The 17,721-nt window shown below is 69.7% G+C and carries 20 protein-coding genes; 11 read left to right on the top strand and 9 right to left on the bottom strand.

The annotated features are described in order from the left end of the window. Positions 1–22 precede the first annotated feature (22 nt). Positions 23–1,405 carry an adenylosuccinate lyase gene (purB, locus tag ACIOVG_RS08610; RefSeq protein ID WP_400872716.1) on the top strand — a complete coding sequence of 461 codons (1,383 nt, stop codon included), beginning with the start codon at positions 23–25 and terminating at the stop codon, positions 1,403–1,405. Between the two features lie 218 nt (positions 1,406–1,623). On the opposite strand, the gene ACIOVG_RS08605 is transcribed toward purB, so the two are convergent. Beyond that, entirely contained in the window at positions 1,624–1,986 is a 363-nt protein-coding gene (locus ACIOVG_RS08605) for a hypothetical protein (protein WP_400871600.1), read from the bottom strand. Continuing rightward, a complete protein-coding gene (locus ACIOVG_RS08600) occupies positions 1,983–2,654 on the bottom strand; it encodes an acyl-CoA synthetase (RefSeq protein WP_400871597.1) in 672 nt (223 codons plus the stop codon). The genes ACIOVG_RS08605 and ACIOVG_RS08600 overlap by 4 nt, the downstream gene beginning before the upstream one ends. A gap of 327 nt (positions 2,655–2,981) precedes the next feature. Here ACIOVG_RS08600 and ACIOVG_RS08595 point away from each other — a divergent pair, with 327 nt between their 5' ends. Beyond that, positions 2,982–3,893 (top strand): hypothetical protein, encoded by a 912-nt coding sequence (locus tag ACIOVG_RS08595; RefSeq protein WP_400871594.1) that lies wholly within the window; start codon positions 2,982–2,984, stop codon positions 3,891–3,893. Positions 3,894–3,906: 13 nt separating this feature from the next. Here the strand turns inward: ACIOVG_RS08595 and ACIOVG_RS08590 are convergent, their stop codons facing one another. After that, positions 3,907–4,743, bottom strand: a complete 837-nt coding sequence (locus tag ACIOVG_RS08590; protein ID WP_400871592.1) for a sulfurtransferase — start codon at positions 4,741–4,743, stop codon at positions 3,907–3,909. A 117-nt stretch (positions 4,744–4,860) separates the two neighbouring features. Here ACIOVG_RS08590 and ACIOVG_RS08585 point away from each other — a divergent pair, with 117 nt between their 5' ends. The 5 genes from ACIOVG_RS08585 (at position 4,861) to ACIOVG_RS08565 (ending at position 8,355) form a co-directional block, all read left to right on the top strand. After that, the gene (locus tag ACIOVG_RS08585) at positions 4,861–5,751 is read left to right on the top strand and encodes a DMT family transporter (RefSeq protein WP_400871590.1); all 891 of its coding nucleotides are present in this window, start codon (positions 4,861–4,863) and stop codon (positions 5,749–5,751) included. A gap of 56 nt (positions 5,752–5,807) precedes the next feature. Beyond that, the gene (gene ribA, locus ACIOVG_RS08580) at positions 5,808–6,467 is read left to right on the top strand and encodes a GTP cyclohydrolase II (protein WP_400871587.1); all 660 of its coding nucleotides are present in this window, start codon (positions 5,808–5,810) and stop codon (positions 6,465–6,467) included. Then, positions 6,464–6,958, top strand: coding sequence for a MarR family winged helix-turn-helix transcriptional regulator (locus ACIOVG_RS08575; RefSeq protein ID WP_400871584.1), 495 nt, complete (start codon positions 6,464–6,466; stop codon positions 6,956–6,958). Before ribA ends, ACIOVG_RS08575 begins: the two co-directional genes overlap by 4 nt. A gap of 56 nt (positions 6,959–7,014) precedes the next feature. Next, a complete protein-coding gene (locus tag ACIOVG_RS08570; RefSeq protein WP_400871581.1) occupies positions 7,015–7,914 on the top strand; it encodes a helix-turn-helix transcriptional regulator in 900 nt (299 codons plus the stop codon). 81 nt (positions 7,915–7,995) lie between these two features. Further along, positions 7,996–8,355, top strand: a complete 360-nt coding sequence (locus ACIOVG_RS08565) for a helix-turn-helix domain-containing protein (protein ID WP_400871578.1) — start codon at positions 7,996–7,998, stop codon at positions 8,353–8,355. A 163-nt stretch (positions 8,356–8,518) separates the two neighbouring features. Here the strand turns inward: ACIOVG_RS08565 and ACIOVG_RS08560 are convergent, their stop codons facing one another. Together ACIOVG_RS08560 and ACIOVG_RS08555 are read right to left on the bottom strand one after the other, a co-directional pair. Next, positions 8,519–9,112, bottom strand: coding sequence for a ClpP family protease (locus tag ACIOVG_RS08560; RefSeq protein ID WP_400871576.1), 594 nt, complete (start codon positions 9,110–9,112; stop codon positions 8,519–8,521). Next, complete coding sequence (locus ACIOVG_RS08555) at positions 9,109–9,723, bottom strand: ClpP family protease (protein WP_400871573.1); 615 nt, start codon at positions 9,721–9,723, stop codon at positions 9,109–9,111. Before ACIOVG_RS08555 ends, ACIOVG_RS08560 begins: the two co-directional genes overlap by 4 nt. Positions 9,724–9,903: 180 nt before the next feature. Between ACIOVG_RS08555 and ACIOVG_RS08550 the strand changes: the two genes are divergently transcribed. Next, on the top strand, positions 9,904–10,368 hold the full coding sequence (locus ACIOVG_RS08550; protein WP_247628300.1) for an acyl-CoA thioesterase: 465 nt from the start codon (positions 9,904–9,906) through the stop codon (positions 10,366–10,368). 30 nt (positions 10,369–10,398) lie between these two features. On the opposite strand, the gene ACIOVG_RS08545 is transcribed toward ACIOVG_RS08550, so the two are convergent. Together ACIOVG_RS08545 and ACIOVG_RS08540 are read right to left on the bottom strand one after the other, a co-directional pair. Continuing rightward, on the bottom strand, positions 10,399–10,947 hold the full coding sequence (locus ACIOVG_RS08545; RefSeq protein WP_400871570.1) for a hypothetical protein: 549 nt from the start codon (positions 10,945–10,947) through the stop codon (positions 10,399–10,401). Positions 10,948–11,000: 53 nt separating this feature from the next. Next, positions 11,001–12,221 carry a trans-sulfuration enzyme family protein gene (locus tag ACIOVG_RS08540; RefSeq protein ID WP_400871567.1) on the bottom strand — a complete coding sequence of 407 codons (1,221 nt, stop codon included), beginning with the start codon at positions 12,219–12,221 and terminating at the stop codon, positions 11,001–11,003. A gap of 106 nt (positions 12,222–12,327) precedes the next feature. Between ACIOVG_RS08540 and ACIOVG_RS08535 the strand changes: the two genes are divergently transcribed. From ACIOVG_RS08535 to ACIOVG_RS08525, 3 genes are all read left to right on the top strand, one after another. Continuing rightward, a complete protein-coding gene (locus tag ACIOVG_RS08535) occupies positions 12,328–12,852 on the top strand; it encodes an Lrp/AsnC family transcriptional regulator (protein WP_400871564.1) in 525 nt (174 codons plus the stop codon). After that, positions 12,849–14,558 (top strand): AMP-binding protein, encoded by a 1,710-nt coding sequence (locus ACIOVG_RS08530; protein ID WP_400871561.1) that lies wholly within the window; start codon positions 12,849–12,851, stop codon positions 14,556–14,558. The genes ACIOVG_RS08535 and ACIOVG_RS08530 overlap by 4 nt, the downstream gene beginning before the upstream one ends. Before the next feature lie 114 nt (positions 14,559–14,672). Beyond that, positions 14,673–15,461 (top strand): hypothetical protein, encoded by a 789-nt coding sequence (locus ACIOVG_RS08525; RefSeq protein ID WP_400871558.1) that lies wholly within the window; start codon positions 14,673–14,675, stop codon positions 15,459–15,461. A gap of 163 nt (positions 15,462–15,624) precedes the next feature. On the opposite strand, the gene ACIOVG_RS08520 is transcribed toward ACIOVG_RS08525, so the two are convergent. After that, positions 15,625–16,026 carry a hypothetical protein gene (locus ACIOVG_RS08520; RefSeq protein ID WP_400871555.1) on the bottom strand — a complete coding sequence of 134 codons (402 nt, stop codon included), beginning with the start codon at positions 16,024–16,026 and terminating at the stop codon, positions 15,625–15,627. 128 nt (positions 16,027–16,154) lie between these two features. Then, positions 16,155–17,651 carry an MATE family efflux transporter gene (locus tag ACIOVG_RS08515; RefSeq protein WP_400871552.1) on the bottom strand — a complete coding sequence of 499 codons (1,497 nt, stop codon included), beginning with the start codon at positions 17,649–17,651 and terminating at the stop codon, positions 16,155–16,157. Between the last annotated feature and the right edge of the window lie 70 nt (positions 17,652–17,721).

Below are 17,721 nucleotides of genomic sequence, written 5' to 3'. Positions count from 1 at the left end.
GGGCCCGATCAGGAGGACTCCCCTGACTTTCCAGCCTTCGCTTCCGCCGCAGCCCCTGAGCCCCCTCGACGGCCGCTACCGCGCCGCCGTCACCGGACTCGCCGACTTCCTCTCGGAGGCCGGACTCAACCGGGCCCGGGTCGAGGTGGAGGTGGAGTGGCTGATCGCTCTCACCGACCGGTCGCTGTTCGAGACGTCCCCCCTGTCGGATGCCGACAAGGAGCGCCTGCGTGCGCTCTACCGCGACTTCGGCCAGAACGAGATCGACTGGCTCGCCGAGAAGGAAGCCGTCACCCGTCACGACGTCAAGGCCATCGAGTACCTCGTGCGCGACCGCCTCTCGACGCTCGGACTCGACGCGATCGCCGAGCTCACCCACTTCGCCTGCACCAGTGAGGACATCAACTCGGTCTCCTACGCCCTCACCGTGAAGCGCGCGGTCGAGAGCGTCTGGCTGCCCGCGCTCGACGGCGTGATCGCCAAGCTGCGCGAACTCGCCGTGGAGCACGCGGACGCCCCCATGCTCTCGCGCACCCACGGACAGCCGGCGACGCCGTCGACCATGGGCAAGGAGATCGCCGTGTTCGCATGGCGCCTGGAGCGCGTGCGCGACCAGATCGCGGCATCCGAGTACCTGGCCAAGTTCTCCGGCGCGACCGGCACCTGGTCGGCGCACCTGTCGGCAGACCCCGACGCCGACTGGCCGACCATCGCCCGCGAGTACGTCGAGGGACTGGGCCTGGGCTTCAACATCCTGACCACGCAGATCGAGTCGCACGACTGGCAGGTCGAGCTCTACGACCGCGTGCGTCACGCCGGCGGCATCCTGCACAACCTCGCCACCGACATCTGGACCTACATCTCGCTCGGCTACTTCGCGCAGATCCCGGTCGCCGGGGCGACGGGCTCGTCGACCATGCCGCACAAGATCAACCCGATCCGGTTCGAGAACGCCGAGGCGAACCTCGAGCTCGCAGGCGCCCTGCTCGGCTCGCTGTCGCAGACGCTCGTCACGAGCCGCCTGCAGCGCGACCTCACCGACTCCACGACGCAGCGCAACATCGGCGTCGCGTTCGGGCATTCGCTGCTCGCGCTCGACAACCTGCGCCGGGGCCTCAACGAGATCTCGCTCTCGCGCCACGTACTGCTCGCCGACCTCGACGTGAACTGGGAGGTGCTCGCCGAGGCCATCCAGACCGTCATCCGTGCCGAGGTCGTCGCCGGGCGCTCCACGATCACCGACCCCTACGCCCTCCTCAAGGAGCTCACCCGCGGACACCGGGTGGGTGCGGCCGAGCTCGCCGAGTTCGTGCAGGGTCTGGAGATCGGCGACGCGGCCAAGCAGCGGCTGCTCGCCCTCACGCCTGCGACCTACACCGGTATCGCCGAGCGGCTGGCCCGCTAGACGCCAACCCGGCAGAACAGAAAAACGCACCTCGCGCCGACCGCGCAGGTGCGTTTTCTGTGTATCTGAGGCGCCGGCACCGGCGTCGGCCGTTCATTACTCCTCAAAAGCCGTGCACGTCGAGCACCCCGCTCGAGACATGACGCGGAGCCTGTCCGCGCCGACCGCGATTCTTGAGGAGTTGTGAACGCCGCCCGCGGCTGACCGCGGATCCGGAGTCAGTCTGTGCGACCGGATCCGGCGTCGCCGGAGGCCGAAGTGCCCGCGTCGCCCTCGGGCTCGGGGTCGTAGAGCACCGGTCGGTCGACAGTCTTGGTCACGTCGGCCGGGTCGACGGCGAGGATCAGCATGGCCAGGATCAGCAGCGTGGCGATGAACGCACCGCCACCGACCACGAGCCCGAGCACGACCGGGGTCAATCCGTCGTAGGTGCCGTTCGCGATCGCGGTGTTGACCCGTGACGTGAAGGCGCCGGTGGAGACCAGCGTCACGATCATCGCGAAGACGCCGCATGCCAGGGCGATGCCCAGCAGGTGCAGCGGACGCAGGATGTCGCGCCGGGTCGGTTTCTCGTCGCTCATCGGTCTCCTCCGAGCTCAGCCGGCGTCGAGGCCGCGCGCTGTGCCGTGTCAGGGGTGTCGTCCGCTGCGGGTCCCGCCGCGGCGTCGGTGCGACGCGGGGTCAGGCCGGCGATCCCGAGGAAGACCGCGACGATCGCCGCGTATCCGCCGAACAGTCCCACACCGAGGATGATGCCGGACAGCAGGAAGGTGCCGGCCTTGTCGATCGTGTACTCCTGGAGGAACCCGGCGGGGATCAGCAGCAGCGCCCCCGCGAGCAGGATGCCGAAGGCGCCCACGGTGATGGCGTCGCGTGCGAGCGGGTCGGACGTACGACGGGCGCGGATGCCGGCGAGCAGCTCGATGCCGCCGGTGAGCAGCGCCCACGTGACCACGACGATGAAGAAGAGGTCATCCGTGCGCCACATCGGGATGCCGGTGACCATGCCCGCGATGAGACCGAACGCGGCCTGGAGGATCGAGGACCAGCGGGCCCCTGCGGGCAACACGAGCCAGGCGGCCAGGATCTGCACCAGCGAGGTCACGAACACGAAGCCGCTGAACACCGCCAGCCCGACCGGAGCCGAGTGGTCGGAAGAAAAGGTGATCATCAGCGCCGCGGCGGCGGCGATCAGCGCGCGCAACAGCTGGATGTGACGCACGGTGAACGTGCTGGCAGGGGCAGACATGACGATGCGGAGTCCTCCGGGGTGTTCCCCTCAGTCTACGCGGGGGCACGGGGCGCATCCGCCCGGAGCCGGGTCCGGCTGCGGGGCGCCGCGCGGGGCTGTTCGTGAGGCCCGGCCGATCACTCCCCAGAAGGATCGCCAGGCCTCACGAAATACGCAGCAAGGGGGGCGTCGCTGCGTCAGACTGATCGTTCGCAAGGTCGGGCACCCTGCCTGCGTCGAGTCAGCCCAGCGACCCCACACCTCCACCCCGTCCCTTGAGGTGCATGTGTGCGGTCGTAAGCTCACTCTAACGACGTTGTCTTCACATACCGGAGGGGGTCTGTGATGAGTATCGGAAGCGACTCGAAGGAGACCGGCACCGACGCTTTCGCCGGCGCGCTCCGGGACGCGATCAGCGCGAAGCGAATGACGCTGTCGCGGCTGCAGGACAAGCTGCGCGAACGCGGCAACCGGGTCTCACTCGCGACGCTGAGCTATTGGCGCTCGGGCGCGCGTCGTCCGGAAGGCGCGCAGTCTCTCGCTGCCGTGACGGACCTCGAGGACCTGCTCGATCTGGATCCCGGCTCCCTGACGAGGTTCCTCGGACCGACGAACCGCACCGGCCCGCTCGGCCCCGTCCGGTTCCCGATCGACGAGCAGGCGATCGAGCGGGCGGTGCGCGACGCCTATGCCGCGCTCGGCGCCCCCTACCCCGACCTGTCCCGGGAGGTGACGACGCACTCGGTGACGGATGTGGGCGCCGACGGCAACGTGGCGTTCTGCATCACGCGCAGCATCGTGCAGGCCACGAGCGGCACGATCACCGCGACGCCGTTCCTGGAACTCACTCCGGGGGTGAGCACTCCCGCACCCTTCATCTCCGCGGTGTCGGGCGGACGGATCTCGGCGCGGTACTCGCACCCGAACGGCCAGGTGCACGGCGTGCTGTTCGAGTTCGACGCCCCGGTGACCGCGCCGAACACGACCGTGGTGGAGTGGTCGATCTCGTACCCGCCCGGCTATCCGACGATGCGCGAGACGGGCCACGCGGTGGCGCGTCAGTGCCGCGAGCTGCTGGTGTGGACCCGCTTCCACCCCGACGCCGTGCCGGACTGGTGCGAGGAGCGCATCGAGACTCCCGCCGGTGCGACGGTCGCGGAGATGCCCCTCGACGGCCGCACCTCCGTGCATCAGGTACGACGGGCCTTCGGTCCCGGCGCGATCGAGCTGGCGTGGGGGTACGGTCCGCGGGACTGACCGCGCATGCCGCTCAGCCGGGCTGGTCGCCGGTCGCGACCGGGCGACCGGGCGTGTTCGACCATTGGCTCCACGATCCGGGGAAGACCTGCGCCCGGATGCCGACCTCGTCGAGCACGAGCGCGGTGTGCGCGGCCGTGATGCCCGAGCCGCAGTACGCCGCGACCGAGGATCCCGGGGTCACGCCGACGCTCGCGAACGTCTTCAGCACCGTGGTGCGGTCGAGGATCTTGCCCTCCGGGTCGAGGTGCAGCCCTGTGGGCAGGTTCACCGCACCGGGGATGTGCCCCGCCACCGGGTCGAGCGGCTCGGTCTCGCCGCTGTAGCGCTCGGGAGCGCGGACGTCGAGCAGCACACCGGATGCCGGGAAAGCGGCGGCTTCGTCGATCGTCAGCGCCTCGCCGCCGATCTCGTCGAGCACGACGTCTCCGGGTTCGGGGGTCACGTCGTCGGTGTCGACCGCGAGGCCTGCCGCCTTCCACGAGCGGATACCGCCCGCGAGCACGCGGACGTCGACGCCGCCCTGCCGCAGGAGCCACCAGGCACGTGCCGCCGCGAGCCCCTTCGCGTCGTCGTACGCGACCACGATGTCGCCCGCCCGGACGCCCCATCGCCGCGCTGCGGTCTGCAGGGTCTCGGTCGACGGCAGCGGATGGCGTCCCTCGGAGGGTTCGCCGTGCGTGGACAGCTCGGTGTCCAGCGGGACGTACACGGCTCCGGGGATGTGTCCTTCGAGATACTCCGCGTGCCCATCTGGGCGATCCAGTCGCCAGCGCACGTCGAGCACGCGCACGGATGCGCCCTCGGTCAGCAGTGCGTTCAGCTCATCGACGGTCGTGAAGTTGCTCATGCTGCGAGGCTACCCAGTCGCCGCCGACATCCGGCCTGCATGACCCTTTCTGACGTCGATGCGGTGTTTTCCGCGGATGTAGGCTCGATTCGGCACCGTCGAGAAAGGGCCCCTTCCATGCCCTCCACTCTGCGTTGGATGCGTCTGCGCCCCCAGGAGACCGCGCTCATCGCGATCACCGCGATCTGGGGCAGCACCTTCCTGCTCGTGCACTGGGCGATGCAGCATTCCGGCCCCTGGTTCTTCGTCGGCATCCGGTTCCTCGTCGCCGGTCTCATCAGCGTCGTGGTCTTCCGACGGGTGCTGCGCGGCATCCGCTGGCGCGACATCGGCGCCGGCGTCGCGATCGGCGTGATGATCTATCTCGGCTACGGGTTGCAGACCGTCGGCCTGCAGACGATCGACAGCAGCACCTCCGCCTTCATCACCGCGATGTACGTGCCGCTGGTGCCGCTCGCGCAGTGGGCGGTGTTCCGCAAGCGCCCACCGGCCATGGCCTTCGTCGGCGCCGCGCTCGCGTTCGTCGGGCTGGTGCTCATCGCCGGGCCCGACGCCCTCGTCACCCTGACGCTGGGCGCCGGCGAGATCGCGACCATGCTCAGCACGCTGCCGATCGCCGCGGAGATCATCCTGATCAGCGTCTTCGCCGGCAGGATCGACCTCGGGCGCATCACGATCATCCAGCTGCTCACGGCGGGAGTCCTGGGTCTGCTCACGATGCCGGTGGCGGGTGAGAGCGTGCCGGAGTTCTCGTGGATCTGGGTCGGCTGCGCGGTGGGGCTGGGGGCGGCGAGCTGCATCATCCAGCTCACGATGAACTGGGCGCAGAAGTCGGTCTCGCCCACGCGGGCCACCATCATCTATGCCGGGGAACCGGTGTGGGCGGGCATCATCGGCCGCATCGCGGGCGAGCGCCTGCCCGCCACGGCGCTGATCGGCGGGGCGCTCGTGGTGCTCGGCATCCTCGCCAGCGAGCTGAAGCTCGTGCGTCGGCGCGCGCGGGAGTAGCCTCCGAATCTCGGCGCGTCCGGGAATACTCCGGCGGATGCCGCGTTTCACCCCACATGATTGAAACTTCAACCGTCGCTCCGGTCGCCACGGAGCGCACCCGCGTCCGCGTGCCGCTGCGTTTCGGCGATGGCTTCTCCACCACGGCCGACGTCGTGACCTTCGACGGACTGGTCGACGGACGTGAGCACCTGCTGCTCGGACTCGGCGACTGGCGCGCCGCGCTCGATCGCGCGGCCGACGGCGGCGACGCACCCCTCGTGCGCCCCCACAGCGAGTGCCTGACCGGCGACGTCTTCGGCTCAGAGCGCTGCGACTGCGGCCCCCAGCTCCGCGAAGCCGTGGAGCGGATCGCGGCAGATGGCGGCTTCCTGCTCTACCTCCGTCAGGAGGGACGCGGCATCGGCCTGTACGCGAAGCTCGACGCGTACGCACTGCAGGATGCGGGCCTCGACACCTACGAGGCGAACGTCGCCCTCGGGCACGGCGAGGACGAGCGCGACTACACGGTCGCCGCGCAGATGCTGCGTGCGGTGGGCACCGACGCGATCCGCCTGCTGAGTAACAACCCCGACAAGGCCGTGCAGCTCGAGGCGCTCGGCATCCAGGTCACCGAGCGGGTGCGCACCGAGGTGCACCTGTCCGAGTCGAACTCCCGCTACCTGCAGGCCAAGCGGGACCACACGGCACACACGCTCGACCTGTCAGCAGCGTGACACTTCTGGAGGAGACCATGATCGCGGAGCCGCGGCACCCGCGTCGCCTCGACGACACCGAGATGGCGACCTGGCTCCCCGTCATCCGCTTCGTCCAGCTGCTGCCGCAGGTGCTCGACCGCACGCTCAAGGACGAGGTGGGCCTGAACCACGCCCGCTACGCGATCATGGTGACCCTCGCCGGGCAGAACGACGGCGTCGTGACCATGACCGAGCTCGCCCGCATCGCCGGGCTGAGCAGGTCGCGCCTGAGCCACGCGCTGGACTCGCTCGAGGAGCGCGGCTGGGTCAGCCGCGCGTCGTGCAGCACCGACAAGCGCACGCTCTCGGCGACCCTGACGCCGGAGGGCAGGGAGATGCTGCGCACGGCCGCGCCCGTGCATGTGGACCAGGTGCGGGAGCTGGTGCTCGACCCCCTCAGCCAGGACGAGCGCGACCAGCTCGGCGCGATCCTCGGCAAGCTGCTGCCCGGCGTGGCCGCGGCGCTGTGATCCCCGGTACTGGCAGTACCTCCCTTCGCGCGGCCTAACCGCGTACCGTCGAAGCCATGGACACCCGGAGCGAAGTGCGCGAGTTCCTCTCGACGCGGCGCGCACGCCTCACCCCTGACCAGGCGGGACTCCCCGCGTTCGGCGGGAACCGCCGGGTCCCCGGCCTGCGCCGTGAGGAGGTGTCGCTGCTCGCCGGCGTGAGCGTCGACTACTACACGCGCCTCGAGCGCGGCGACCTGTCCGGCGCCTCCGAGAGCGTGCTCGACGCGCTGGCGCGGGCACTCCAGCTGGATGACGCCGAGACCGCGCACCTGTTCGACCTGGCTCGTGCCGCGAACACCTCGCCGATGGCCCGCAAACCGCGGAAGAAGTCGGAGGAGCTGCGGCCCAGCATCCTCCGCCTGCTCGACGCCATCACCGAAGCGCCGGCCGCCGTGCGCAACAACTACTTCGACTACCTCGCCGCCAACGCGCTGGGCCGCGCCCTGTATGCGCCGCTGCTCGCGGAGCCGCATCCCAACAGCGCACGCTTCGCATTCCTGAGCCCGGCCGCGAAGGACTTCTATCCCGAGTGGGACCGCAACACCCAGGAGCTCGTCGCGGCGATGCGGGGCGAGGCAGGACGCAACCCCTACGACCGCAAGCTCAGCGATCTGGTCGGAGAGCTGTCGACCCGCAGCGAGCGCTTCCGCACACTGTGGGCCGCGCACAATGTGCGCTATCACCGTTCCGGCGTCAAGCGCATCAACCACCCGGTGGTGGGCGAAATGGAGCTGACCTACGAGGCGTTCGAACTGCCGGCCGACCCCGGTCTGCAGTTGTCGACCTACACGGCAGAGCCCGGCAGCGCCTCAGCCGACAAGCTGAAGATGCTCGCGAGCTGGGCGGCGACGGATACCGCGACGGCCTCGTCCGCCGGCCAGGCAGAGTCCACCCCGGATCGCTCCGAGGTCTGAGCGTTCTGCGCTGGCGCCGCGGTCGTTCTGCTCTGAGCAGAAACCCTCGAACCCGCCGGATACCGCGGATTATCGTGAGGCATGGCCGACATCGTCCCGTTCTCCCGCGCACCGCACCCCGCTCGCCCCCGCCTCAGCGATCCCGAGCCGCTGTGGCGCCACCTGCTCGGCGACCAGCTGCGCCGTCGACGACACGACCGCGACGAGACGCTCACCGAGACCGCCGAGAAAGCCGGCGTCTCGCCGCAGTACCTCTCGGAGGTCGAGCGCGGCCGCAAGGAGCCATCGAGCGAGATGATCGCCGCCATCGCCGGAGCGCTCGACACCAGCCTGATCGAGCTGACCAGCGCCGTGGCGGACGAGCTGCGATCCACCGCGGTCCCGGCGTCCGCTGCGGTGTCGGTGTCGGTGTCGCGCGGGGCGTTCGCACTCGCGGCCTGAGCCACGGCATCCGCTCTCCGCCTCTCGCGGGCTTCTCGGCGGGGTACCGGCGCGCGACCTGCAGGACCATCGGCCACGTGCAGGACCGATCCCCGGCGAGTCGTCCTGCACGTCGCGAACGGTCCTGCAGGTCGCGCACGGCACGGCGTCGATCGGCGAGACGTCAGGCCCCCCGCACGCCGAGCACCGTGTCGATCAGCCCGTACTCCCGCGCCGCCGCCGCCGTGAACACCCGGTCGCGGTCGGTGTCGGCCCGCAGCTCTGCCGCCGTGCGCCCGCTGTGCCTGGCGAGGATCTCCTCCATGTCGCTGCGCACCCGCACCACCTCGTCGGCCGCGAGGATCAGGTCGGGGATCGCGCCGCGCGACTGACCGGCCGGCTGGTGCAGCACGATCCGGGCATGGGCGAGCGCCGCCCGCTCCCCCGGCGCACCCGCCGCGACCAGCAGCGCCGCAGGCCCGATCGCCTGCCCGACGCAGGTCGTCGCGACGGCCGGACGGATGTGCTGCATCGTGTCGTAGATCGCGAGCGCGGCACCGGGATCGCCGCCCTCGCTGTTGATGTAGAACTGGATGCCGACCTCGGGGCTGTCGGCGTCGAGGTGCAGCAGCTGGGCGATCAGGGCGTTCGCGACCCCCGCGTCGATGCCGGTGCCCAGGTAGATGACCCGCTCGGCGAGCAGGTGCGAGTAGACGTCCATGATGCGTTCCCCACGCGGATGCTGCGCGATCACGTTCGGGATCGTGTAGCCGCTCATGCGCCGACCCCCAGTCCGACGCGGGCTCGCCGTCGCGGCATGACCTCGTCGATCGATGTGACGATCCCGTCGATGAACCCGTAGTCCTGCGCCTGCCCCGCCGTGTACCAGCGGTCGTGCAGCGAGTCCTCGAAGATGCGCTCCACCGGCTGTCCGGTATCGGCGGCGATGAGTCCGAGCACGGTGTCGCGCATGTGGCGGAGGTCATCGGCCTGGGTCTCGATCTCGCCGGCCGAGCCGCCGATGCCCGCCGAGCCCTGGTGCATCAGGATGCGCGCATGCGGCAGCGCCCGCCGCTTGCCGTGCGTGCCGGCCGACAGCAGGAACTGACCGGCGCTGCACGCGAGACCGAGCGCGAGGGTGGCGACGTCGTTGGGGATCAGCCGCATGATGTCGCGGATCGCCAGCATCGACGGCACGGAGCCGCCGGGCGAGTGGATCCAGAGTGCGATGTCGGTGGCGGGGTCCTCGGCCGAGAGCGTGAGCAGCTGCGTCATGAGCAGCGTGCCGTTGTCGTCGTCGAGGGCGCCGTCGAGCACGAGCACCCGCTCGTGGAAGAGTGCGCGGCGGGCCTCGGGCCCGAACTGCGGGATGGGGTTGTCTTCGCTCATGCCCTCAGCATCCGCCGCCATCAGCGACAGCGCACCCGATTCTGCCCTGGGCTGTTCTGCCCCCAGCAGACGGGTGCCGACCCCTGCCCCCTCACCCCCGCGCACCCCGCGCGCGCCCGCGCACCTCCGCGAAAACTCGTCGTAACACCGTGGACTCATGCCGCTCCTACGCTCGGACGCATGGCGAAGCAGAAGGCACCGGCGTGGTCGGAAGACGGACTCAACTTCCGCACCCGCAAGTGGGTGCGCCCCGAGGACCTCAACGCGAACGGGTCGCTGTTCGGCGGCAGCCTGCTGAAATGGATCGACGAGGAAGCCGCGATCTACGCGATCGTGCAGCTGGGCAACTACCGCGCGGTCACCAAGCACATCTCCGAGATCAACTTCGAGGCGTCGGCGGTGCAGGGCGACCTGATCGAGATCGGCCTGCAGGCCACGCACTTCGGGAACACCTCGCTCACGATGCGGGCGGTGGCGCGGAACATGATCACGCGCAAGCGCATCCTCACGATCGAGAAGATCGTGTTCGTGAGCCTCGACGAGGATGGCGTGCCGACCCCGCACGGCTACAGCGACATCACCTACAACCGCGACCGCATGCCCACCGAGCGTCTGGCGACGGGCACCATCCGCCTTCCCGGCTGACGCGGAATCGGCGTGTCGTCGAGCGGCCCGTCACAGAGGCGACGGCTCCAGCGGGTGCAGTTCGTCCCCGGATGCGCTCGTCCGGCCCGCAACGCGACCGCAGATCATGAGGAGAGCCTCGCGGAGATCCGCACCCGCGCGGTGAAGCGCGTTGCCGCCCCACGACACCCAGACGGGGAACTCACCGTCTGGTGTGCGCGAGGAGGTATCCCACAGCAGGTAGTCGCCGTTCTCGCTCCACCCGAACACTTCGAGGGAGGCGACGAGCCCCCACGAACCGTCCGGCTCGATCATCCAATCGAACTCCTCGACGCGGCCGTCCTCATAGGCCTCGTGGAACCGCCGCGTCAGCACGCCGCCGCGCCCGGACAGACCATCGGCCCAGCCGGCGAGCACGGGCGGGTAGATCAACCACAGTCCGACGAGACGCGCCCAGCCCGCGTGACGGATGTATCCCCGGTACGACGGCGGGAAACCGAGTCCGTCTGCGAAGCGGAGGCCGTCGAGCTCCACGAGGTCGACATGGGAGAGCGATGGCCGCCCGGCTACCCGCAGGTCGGCGAAAGGCTGGTGGGGCACGGTCCGACCCTAGGCGAGGTCTGCAGGGAGCAACAAGACCGCCGAACGGGCACTCAGGCCCGCACGACCTCGTCCGACAGCGGCGAAGTGCCGACGGCGGCGGGCAGCGCCGCGAACGCCTGCGCGAGGTCGGCGATCAGGTCGTCGACGTTCTCGAGACCGATCGACAGGCGCAGCACATCCGCGGCCGGTCGCGCCTCCGGCGGCACGGGCCGGTGGGTCAGCGCCGCCGGATGCTGGATCAGCGAGTCCACGCCTCCCAGCGACACCGCGTGCGTGAACAGCGTCGTCGCCGTCGTGACAGCGGATGCCGCGGCGAACCCGCCCCGCATCCGCATCGCGATCATCGCTCCGGTGCCCCGCATCTGTCGCGCGAGGATCCCGTGCGGATCGCCGTCGAGTCCCGGATAGAACACCTCGGCGACCTCGGGTCTGTCGATCAGCCACTGCACCACCCGCCGGGCGTTCTCCTGCTGCTGGCGCATCCGCACCGGCAGCGTGGTGAGCCCGCGGTGCAGCAGGTAGGCGCCGAGGGGATGCAGCAGCCCTCCGGTCACGGCACGCACGCGGCGCAGGGCTTCGGCGGTCTGCTCGCTGCACGCGACCACACCCGCGATCACATCGCCGTGTCCTCCCAGGTACTTGGTGGCGCTGTGCAGCGACATCGCCGCCCCCAGGTCGATCGGGTTCTGCAGCACCGGGGTCGCGAAGGTGTTGTCGACGACCACGGGCACTGCGCCGGCCTGCCGCACCACATCCGCGATGTCGGTGAGCTCGAGCGTGGGGTTGGCCGGCGTCTCCAGCACGACCATTCCGGTGTCGGGGCGAATGCTGGCGGCGACCTCATCCGGGTGGCAGTAGGTCGTCTCGACGCCGAGCAGACCGGACCCGAGCAGGTGGTCGGTGCCGCCGTAAAGCGGACGGACGGCGACCACGTGCCGCAGCCCGGTCGCACCGGTGTGCGCGAGGATCACCGCGGTCATCGCCGCCATCCCCGAGGCGAAGGCCACGGCGGCCTCGGCGTGCTCGAGCTCGGCGAGCGCCTCCTCGAACCGGGCGACGGTCGGGTTCCACAGCCGCGCGTAGACCATGCTGCCGTCGGCCGGCGGTCGCCCGCCGGTGGCCATCGCCTCGTACGAGTCGCCTCCGCGCTCGATGTCGGGCAGAGGATTCGTGGTCGACAGGTCGATCGGCAGGGCGTGGACCCCGAGCCCGTCGAGGTCGGAGCGGCCGCTGTGCACGGCGATGGTGTCAGGATGCAGCGGTGCAGTCATCCCTCCACGTTGCCGGAATCACGGCTTCGATGCAGCGAATCGACAGGATCTGCCAGAGATGAACCCTATCTCGCTATTCTGAACAAGATCCGGCATCCGAGGAGGGATGACATTGGCGAAAGCGCAAGGCACGCCGCTCGACGAGACCGACCTCGAGCTCCTGGCCGTCCTCACCCACGACGCGGACGTCACGAACAAGGCGCTCGCCCACCGTCTTAACCTCGCGGAGTCCACCTGTGCGCATCGGGTGAGATCGCTGCGCGAGCGCGGGATCATCCGCGACACCCGCATCCGTCTCGATGAGGCCGCCGTCGGGTTCCCGCTGCAGGCGATCATCAAGGTGCGCCTCGCCAACCACACCGGGCAGAAGGTCACCGCGCTGTTCGACGCGCTCGCGAGCATCCCTCGGGTGCTGCAGGTGTTCCACGTCGCCGGCGTCGACGACTTCCTCGTGCACGTCGCCGTGCAGGACGCCACCGCCCTGCGCGACATCGTGCTCGAGCACATCACCGTGCACGCCGTCGTCCGCGGCACCGAGACGCAGCTGGTGTTCGAGCTGCGCGACGGGGTCGGCCTGCTCCCCCGCTCCGTGCGGGAGGATGGACTGCACGCCAGCAAGGGAGCATCATGAGCCGCAGTGCCACCGCCGCCACGCACACCATCCGCGAGATGCGCGACTTCCTGTTCACGCACGCGACCGACTACGCCGCCGCGCGCGCCGGATTCGCGTGGCCACAGGTCGGTGAGTTCAACTTCGCGCTCGAGTGGTTCGACGTCGTCGCTGCCGAGAACCCCGACCGCCCAGCCGTGCAGATCGTGTCGGCCGACCTGAGCCTGCAGGCCTGGAGCTACGGCGAACTCTCCGCCCGGTCCGACCAGGTCGCCGCCTGGCTGACCGGTCTTGGCATCGGACGCGGCGACCACGTGATCGTGATGCTGGGCAACACGATCGAGCTGTGGGAGGTGATGCTCGCGATCACGAAGATCGGCGCGGTGTCGATCCCGACCTCGACGCTGCTCTCGGCATCCGACCTCGCCTACCGCATCGAGCACGGCCGCGCCCGCGCCGTGGTGACGCTGGGGTCGCTGAGCGACCGGCTGACGGGCATCGACGACGGCATCCTGCGCATCGGTGTCGGCTCCGACATCCCCTCCGGGTGGGTGCGGTTCGCGGACTCGGCGAGCGCTCCGACGACGTTCGAGCCCGACGGGCCGACTCCCGCCACCGACACCGCACTGCTCTACTTCACCTCCGGCACGACCAACCGTCCGAAGCTCGTGCAGCACACGCACGTCTCCTACCCGGTCGGCCACCTGTCGACCATGTGGTGGCTCGGCGTGCGCCCCGACGACGTGCACCTCAACATCTCCTCCCCGGGGTGGGCGAAGCACGCCTGGTCGAGCTTCTACTCCCCGTTCCTTGCCGAGGCGACCGTGTTCGTCTACAACTACGAGCGCTTCGACGCGAACACGCTCATGCAGGTCATGGACACGCATCACGTCTCGACGTTCTGCGCCCCGCCCACCGTGTGGCGGATGCTGATCCAGGCCGACCTCGCCCGCCTCACCCATCCGCCCCGTGAGCTCGTGGGCGCGGGAGAGCCGCTCAACCCCGAGGTCATCGACCGCGTGCGCGAGGCGTGGGGCGGCACCATCCGCGACGGCTTCGGCCAGACCGAGATGACCGCGTGCATCGGCAACTCCCCTGGACAGCCCGTGAAGGTCGGCTCGATGGGCCGCCCGCTGCCGGGCTACCCCGTGGTGCTGCTCGACCCGGTCACCGGTGCGGTCGTCGACGGGGAGGGCGAGATCGCGCTCGACCTCGCCGATGCGCCGCTCGGCCTGATGGCGGGGTACTACGACGACCCCGAGAAGACGGCGGAATCCCGGGTCGGCGGCTACCACCACACCGGTGACATCGCCGCGCGCGACGCGGACGGCTACCTGACGTACATCGGCCGCGCCGACGACGTGTTCAAGGCATCCGACTACAAGATCTCGCCGTTCGAGCTGGAGTCCGTGCTGCTCGAGCACGAGCTCGTGATCGAGGCGGCCGTCATCCCGAGCCCCGATCCCACGCGGCTCTCGGTGCCGAAGGCGTACGTGTGCCTGCATCCCGATGCCACGGCCGACGAAGCCGATGCCGCCCGCGCGATCTTCACCTACGCGCACGACCGGCTGTCGTCGCACCTGTGGGTGCGCATCATCGAGTTCGTGCCCGAGCTGCCCAAGACCATCTCGGGCAAGATCCGCCGGGTCGAACTGCGCGCCCGCGAGGCCGCACGGGTGGAGTCCGGCGACGACGCCGGCCAGCACCGCGACCGCGACTACCGCTGAGGATCTCTCCTCTCCTCGGAACACGACGGAGCCCTCGCGTCACTTTCGGAGCCACACGGACTCATCTCTCTATGCAGACGACATTCGTCTCGAGTCGAAGGGGAGTTTGATCCGATGAAGAAGAACGACGCAGCAGTCCCGGAGAGCCGTGGCCTGACCCGCAGGACCGTCATTCACGGTGCCGCATGGTCGTTGCCCGTGATCGCCGCGGCCGCGGCCACACCGATCGCCGCGGCATCGTTGATGTGCACCGCCGCCATCAGCACGACGACGGCCGTTTACTCGCGGCTCAGCGCCACATCGGCGGTGTTCACCTGGGCGAACGTGTTCGGCGACGGGAAAGACCTCACACTGACCCTCACGGCCGTTCCCAACGGCGCCACCAACATGACCATCAACCCCACGAACAACTTCGTGCTGGATTCCGGCACGCAGGGCGGCGAAGCGCAGCCCAGCGTGCGGCTGTCGCTCGACACGGTCGACCTGCGGAACATCGGCGGGGGCGAGAGAGTGACGTTCAGCTTCGCGCTCGACGGTGTCCCCGCACCGGTCGACGGCTTGACGTACAAGATCAAGGACATCGACGGATTCCAGGCGGTGGACGGTCTCGGGGGTGCGGAGCGCGTCTACCTGTCCGAGGGCACCGGCACGTACAACACCGCCTGGATCCGGGGTCAGGGGACCAGCGCCAACCCCTGGCGTCCCTTCACCGGCACGCCGAACGTCGAGGTCATCCCCAGCAGCGCCGCCGGGAACGTCAACGTCACCATGCCCCCGGTGAGCGCGTTCGATCTCACCTTCGTCGCCAACAACTCGGGGCGAGCCGTCGGCGATCGGCCGAACCAGAACATCTGGATCGGGCCGCTGAGCTTCACCGCACTGAATCCGGCCTGCGCACTGTGACGCACGGAGAGCCCCGCAGGACATCCTCCTGCGGGGCTCTCCCGTTTCCGGTTCACAACTCCTCAAGAGCGGCGACGCCGGGCAGCCTGACCCCCGCGAGCACGCCGGAACTCCCCGCAGGTACCCGCACCTGTGAGGAGTTATGAACCGGTGACGACCGCGCTCAGCGCGTCGAGACGATCGGAATCGCCGACGTCACCGGAGACGACTTCATCGCCGACACGACCGGAGCCCCCACGGCCACCGGAGCGGTGACCGGTCGACGCGACGGACTTCCGCCGTCCGCGACGTTCACGATCGCGCGCACCACCCCGCCGAGCACCAGCATCACAGCGAGTGCCGCCCCCGAAGCGATCAGAGGCAGCCACTGATTCGCGAACGATGCGGTCGAACTCAGCATCGCGAACGGGATCCACAGCCCCACCGCACCGCCGATGAGCCCCCCGGCCCCTCGCATGATCGCGATACCCGCGACGATCGCGCACACTGCCGCCAGCGCGGCCCCGATGATGCCGATCGGCACCATCAGCGCAGCCAGATCGTTGGCTACTTTCAATGTCGTCATGATGACCCCCCGGTCTGCGGAACATCCGCGTTCTTCACACTATGAAAGTGTCGGGGATAAGCCATCCGTCTCAGGTGCGACACGCATCATCCTGCAGGAGGATCTTCGCGCGCACCCGCCGAAAGGGGTCAGCGGCGGGCGCGGCGCTTCGACCGGGTGAGCGTCAGGCGCCGCAGACGCGATGTGCGGATGACGGGCACCGACTGAGTGACAACGGCATCCACGACCATCGAGCCGTCGGTCGGCCCCACGATCGCGATCGCCGACGTCTCGGTCGCATCGATCGGATCCACGGGCATGCGCGCGAGCGCCCGGTGCGCGCGCACATACGCGGGCACCAGCAGCACGATCGCCCCGACCCACGCCAAGGGGTTGCTGAGGGCGACGCCGGTGAAGCCGATCGCCGCTCCGAGCACCACAGCCGCGGCCACACGCATCACGAGCTCGATCACACCGGTCACCGTGGGCACCAGTGTGTGCCCCAGACCCTGCAGTGCACCGCGGAGCACGAAGAGCATGCCGAGCGCCCAGTAGCCGCATCCGTTGACGATGAGCATGAGGTGCGCGAGCTCGACGACGTCGTCCGAGCCCTCGCCGATGAACAGGCGCACCATGGGGGCGCCGAAGGCGATGAGCAGACCGCCGAGCACGAGGCCGGCGACGATCGCCATCCAGGTGGCCTCGACCACGCCGCGACGGATGCGGTCGGGGCGGCGTCCGCCGTGATTCTGCGCCGCGTACATCGAGACCGCGAGGCCGAGCGAGGACAGCAGTGCGACGGCGAGGCTGTCGACGCGGGCTCCCGTCGTGTACGCGGCGACCGCGTCGGCGCCCAGGGTGTTCAGCGCCACCTGCACGGTGAGCGTGCCGATCGCGATGATCGAGGCCTGGAAGCCCATGGGCAGTCCGAGGCGCAGGTGCTCGGCGAGATCCGCACGGGTGATGCGCCAGTCCGCACGGCGCAGGTGCAGCATCGGGAGCCGGCGGCGCACGAACTCCAGGCACAGCACCACCGACACGGCCTGCGCGATCACGGTCGCGAGCGCAGCACCGCCGACACCCCACTCCAGGGGACCGACCATGAGCACCACGAGTCCGACGTTCAGCGCGCACGACACCGTGAGGAACACCAGCGGGGTACGCGAATCACCGATCGCGCGGATGATCGCCGAGAGGTAGTTGAAGAACATCGTGGCGCCGGCGCCGAGGAAGCTGATCTGGGTGAAGACCGTCGCTTCGGCCATCAACTCCGGTGGCGTCTGCAGCACCGCCAGCAGGGGTTCGGCGATCAACGGCGCACCGACCATGAGCACGATGCTCGTGATGCCGCTGAGCACCACTCCGGTCGCGACCGAGCGGCGCACCGCATCGTCATCGCGCGCGCCGAACGCCTGCGCGATCGGGATCGCGAAGCCGCTGGTCAATCCCCAGGCGAACCCGAGCAGCAGGAAGAGCAGCGGCCCGGTCGCCCCGACGGCGGCCAGCGACCCCACACCGAGATGGCGCCCCACGACGATGGCGTCGGCGAACTGGTACAGCTGCTGCACGACGTTGCCGAGCAGGAGCGGGATGGAGAAGGCAAGGATGACACGCCACGGGCGGCCCGTGGTGAGGGAGGTGGCCATGAGGAGGAGCTCGCAGGACTGGAGTGCGGATCGGGGGAGCCACCAGCTTATCGAATCGATTCGGTCCCTG

This window comes from Microbacterium sp. NPDC087591 (assembly GCF_044743625.1).
GTDB lineage: Bacteria > Actinomycetota > Actinomycetes > Actinomycetales > Microbacteriaceae > Microbacterium.
Note: the sequence above shows the minus strand (reverse complement) of the source record. Positions and strands in the feature narration are given on the sequence as shown.

Bases quoted from the DNA above. Each gene is read 5' to 3' on its own strand.
- ACIOVG_RS08605 (WP_400871600.1), bottom strand. From the start codon at position 1,986: ATGAGCGACGAGAAACCGACCCGGCGCGACATCCTGCGTCCGCTGCAC.
- ACIOVG_RS08600 (WP_400871597.1), bottom strand. From the start codon at position 2,654: ATGTCTGCCCCTGCCAGCACGTTCACCGTGCGTCACATCCAGCTGTTG.
- ACIOVG_RS08595 (WP_400871594.1), top strand. From the start codon at position 2,982: ATGAGTATCGGAAGCGACTCGAAGGAGACCGGCACCGACGCTTTCGCC.
- ACIOVG_RS08590 (WP_400871592.1), bottom strand. From the start codon at position 4,743: ATGAGCAACTTCACGACCGTCGATGAGCTGAACGCACTGCTGACCGAG.
- ACIOVG_RS08585 (WP_400871590.1), top strand. From the start codon at position 4,861: ATGCCCTCCACTCTGCGTTGGATGCGTCTGCGCCCCCAGGAGACCGCG.
- ribA (WP_400871587.1), top strand. From the start codon at position 5,808: ATGATTGAAACTTCAACCGTCGCTCCGGTCGCCACGGAGCGCACCCGC.
- ACIOVG_RS08570 (WP_400871581.1), top strand. From the start codon at position 7,015: ATGGACACCCGGAGCGAAGTGCGCGAGTTCCTCTCGACGCGGCGCGCA.
- ACIOVG_RS08565 (WP_400871578.1), top strand. From the start codon at position 7,996: ATGGCCGACATCGTCCCGTTCTCCCGCGCACCGCACCCCGCTCGCCCC.
- ACIOVG_RS08560 (WP_400871576.1), bottom strand. From the start codon at position 9,112: ATGAGCGGCTACACGATCCCGAACGTGATCGCGCAGCATCCGCGTGGG.
- ACIOVG_RS08555 (WP_400871573.1), bottom strand. From the start codon at position 9,723: ATGAGCGAAGACAACCCCATCCCGCAGTTCGGGCCCGAGGCCCGCCGC.
- ACIOVG_RS08550 (WP_247628300.1), top strand. From the start codon at position 9,904: ATGGCGAAGCAGAAGGCACCGGCGTGGTCGGAAGACGGACTCAACTTC.
- ACIOVG_RS08540 (WP_400871567.1), bottom strand. From the start codon at position 12,221: ATGACTGCACCGCTGCATCCTGACACCATCGCCGTGCACAGCGGCCGC.
- ACIOVG_RS08535 (WP_400871564.1), top strand. From the start codon at position 12,328: ATGACATTGGCGAAAGCGCAAGGCACGCCGCTCGACGAGACCGACCTC.
- ACIOVG_RS08530 (WP_400871561.1), top strand. From the start codon at position 12,849: ATGAGCCGCAGTGCCACCGCCGCCACGCACACCATCCGCGAGATGCGC.
- ACIOVG_RS08525 (WP_400871558.1), top strand. From the start codon at position 14,673: ATGAAGAAGAACGACGCAGCAGTCCCGGAGAGCCGTGGCCTGACCCGC.
- ACIOVG_RS08520 (WP_400871555.1), bottom strand. From the start codon at position 16,026: ATGACGACATTGAAAGTAGCCAACGATCTGGCTGCGCTGATGGTGCCG.
- ACIOVG_RS08515 (WP_400871552.1), bottom strand. From the start codon at position 17,651: ATGGCCACCTCCCTCACCACGGGCCGCCCGTGGCGTGTCATCCTTGCC.